Raw genomic sequence first — 2,534 nt, 5'->3', positions numbered from 1 at the left:
GCCGGGCCGCGGGCCGGCGTGGTGTGGGTGCGGGCCACCGCGGCCTATGCGGTGGCGCAGGCCGGGCTCGGCTTCGCGCTGGCGGCGCTGTTCGACGCCACCGGGGACAGCCATGCGGCGGTGTTCGGCGTGGGGCTGGCGCTGTCGGTCGCGGCGCTGGGCGTGGCCTGGGCGGGACGGCGGGGCTGAGGGCAGGGCGCCCAAGGCACGTCATGCTCCGGTCGAAAAGAACGGGATCCCCTTTCGGGGATCCCGTCGAGTTCGGGACGCCGGCCTTCGGGGGGAAGCGACCGACGCCCGGGGAGGGAGAGACGGGGTGCAAAGCTCGGCAACCCCGCCCTGTTATCGCGCGGGAAGCTTGCGCGATCCTTGCCGCGCCGAGTCTTTCACGCGCATCGGCCGCATGACGCGTCCGGGCGGACGCCCTATGGTCCGCCCGCCACGGAAGGGTGATCGGATGACCGGCAAGCGGCTGCCGCTGGAGGGGTTCAAGGTCCTGGAACTCGGCCACTACATCGCCGGGCCGTTCGCGGCGCGATTGCTGGCCGACATGGGCGCCGAGGTGATCAAGGTGGAGCCGCCGGACGGCGATCCGCACCGCGGCTGGGGCAGCCAGGTCGATGGCAACGCGGTCTGGTTCAGCATCCATGGCCGCAACAAGCTGTGCGTCAGCCTCGACCTGAAATCGGCCGATGGGCGCGAGAAGGTGAAGCGCCTGGCCGCCCGGGCCGATGCGCTGATCGAGAATTTCCGCCCCGGCTACCTCGAGCGCATCGGGCTGGGGCCGGAGGTGCTGCATGCCGTCAACCCGCGCCTCGTGATCGCCCGCGTCTCCGGCTTCGGCCAGGACGGGCCGTATCGCGACAAGCCCGCCTTCGGCTCGATCGGGGAGGCGATGGGCGGCATCCGCCACCTGACCGCGACGCCCGGCGTGACCGAGCATCCGCCGCCGCGCTGCGGCGTCTCCATCAGCGACGACGTGGCCGGGATGTACGCCGCCATGGCGGTGCTGGGCTGCGCCTGGGCCACCAAGGGCGACCCGCAGGCGAAGGGGCGGATCATCGACGTGGACCTCGTCTCCTCCGTGTTCAGCCTGATGGAGGGGATGCTGCCGGAATACGGGCTGTTCGGCTGGGTGCGGCAGCCGCAGGGCGCGGCGCTGCCGACCGCCGCGCCGACCAACACCTATCTCTGCGCCGACGGGAAGTGGCTCTGCGTCGGCGGCAATTCGGACGCGATCTACAAGCGGTTGATGAAGACCATCGGTCGGGAGGAGCTCGGCGAGGATCCGCGCATGGCGACCAATATCGGGCGCTGCGCCAACGTGGCCGAGATCGATGCCGCCATCGGTGCCTGGACGCGCACCCTGCCGGCGGCGGAGGCGGAGCGCATCCTGGACGCGGCGGACGTGCCGGTTTCCCGCCTCTACGACATCAGGGACTGCGCCGAGGACCCGCATTTCCGCGCCCGGCAGACGGTGATGGAGGTGCAGGACCCGCTGATCGGCCGCGTATTGCACCCCGCGCCGCCCTTCCGCTTCGACGGGGTCAGCCCGCCCGAGATGGTGCGCTGGACCGCGCCGGCGGTGGGCGCGCACAACGACCACGTGTTCCGCGACCTGCTGGGAGGGACGGCCTGATGGCGCGCGTGACGATCAGCGAGGTCTCGCCCCGCGACGGGCTGCAATCCATCGGCCCCTTCGTGCCGACGGCGACCAAGGTCGCGCTGGTGCGCGGCCTGTATGACGCCGGCCTGCGGCGGATGGAGGTGGGCTCCTTCGTCAGCCCGAAGGCGGTGCCGCAGATGGCCGACACGGGCGAGGTGCTGAAGGCGGCGCTGGCCCTGCCGGGGCTGGAGAGCACGGTGCTGGCCCCCAACCGCAAGGGCTTCGAACTGGCGCGGGAGGCCGGGGCGCATCGCGTCGGGCTCTTCATGTCGGTGACCGAGAGCCACAACAAGGCGAACGTGAACCGCAGCTGCGCGGAGAGCTTCGCCGACCTGTCGGGCATCGTGCGCGATGCGGTCGCGGCGGGGATGAAGGTGCGGTTCAACCTCTCCTGCTGCTTCCACTGCCCGTTCGAGGGCGTGGTGCCGGAGCGCGACGCGCTGGACTGGGTGGAGCGCGCGGTGGCGCTCGATCCGTGGATCGAGGTCGCGATCTGCGACACCACCGGCAACGCGGCGCCCGACCAGGTGGCCCGCGTGGTGGGCCATGCCGTGCGGTCCTGGACGGCGCCGGACGGCAGCAACCGCATCGCCTTCCACGGCCACGACACCTACGGGATGGGCGTGGCGAATGTCGCCGCGGCCTGGGCGGCCGGCTGCGACGTGATCGACAGCGCCGCCGGCGGCCTGGGCGGCTGCCCCTTCGCGCCGGGGGCGACGGGCAACGTGGCGACGGAGGACGTCGCCTGGCTGTTCCGCCGCATGGGCGTGGAAACCGGGCTGGACTGGGCGCGGCTGTTGTCGGCCGCCGACCTGGCGGCGGGCGTGCCCGGCGGCCTGCCGGGCGGGCGGATGCGGGCGGTGCCGGC

3 protein-coding genes are annotated in these 2,534 nt (G+C 72.6%); all 3 read left to right on the top strand.

Annotation, left to right across the window (positions count from 1 at the left end; genetic code table 11):
* Nucleotides 1-189, top strand: a 189-nt coding sequence (locus OZN99_RS29610; protein ID WP_456299912.1) for a hypothetical protein, incomplete at its 5' end; no start/stop codon positions are given.
* 268 nt (nucleotides 190-457) lie between these two features.
* Nucleotides 458-1,639 (top strand): CaiB/BaiF CoA transferase family protein, encoded by a 1,182-nt coding sequence (locus OZN99_RS29605; protein WP_270938802.1) that lies wholly within the window; start codon nucleotides 458-460, stop codon nucleotides 1,637-1,639.
* Nucleotides 1,639-2,534: hydroxymethylglutaryl-CoA lyase (locus OZN99_RS29600; protein ID WP_270938801.1), on the top strand; the 896-nt coding region annotated here is incomplete at its 3' end. The genes OZN99_RS29605 and OZN99_RS29600, both read left to right, overlap by 1 nt.

This window comes from Falsiroseomonas oryzae, assembly GCF_027856955.1.
GTDB lineage: Bacteria > Pseudomonadota > Alphaproteobacteria > Acetobacterales > Acetobacteraceae > Falsiroseomonas > Falsiroseomonas oryzae.
This window is presented reverse-complemented; position numbering and strand designations above follow the sequence as displayed.

Excerpts from the sequence above, each read along its gene's own strand:
- OZN99_RS29605 (WP_270938802.1), top strand. The coding sequence starts at position 458 with ATGACCGGCAAGCGGCTGCCGCTGGAGGGGTTCAAGGTCCTGGAACTC.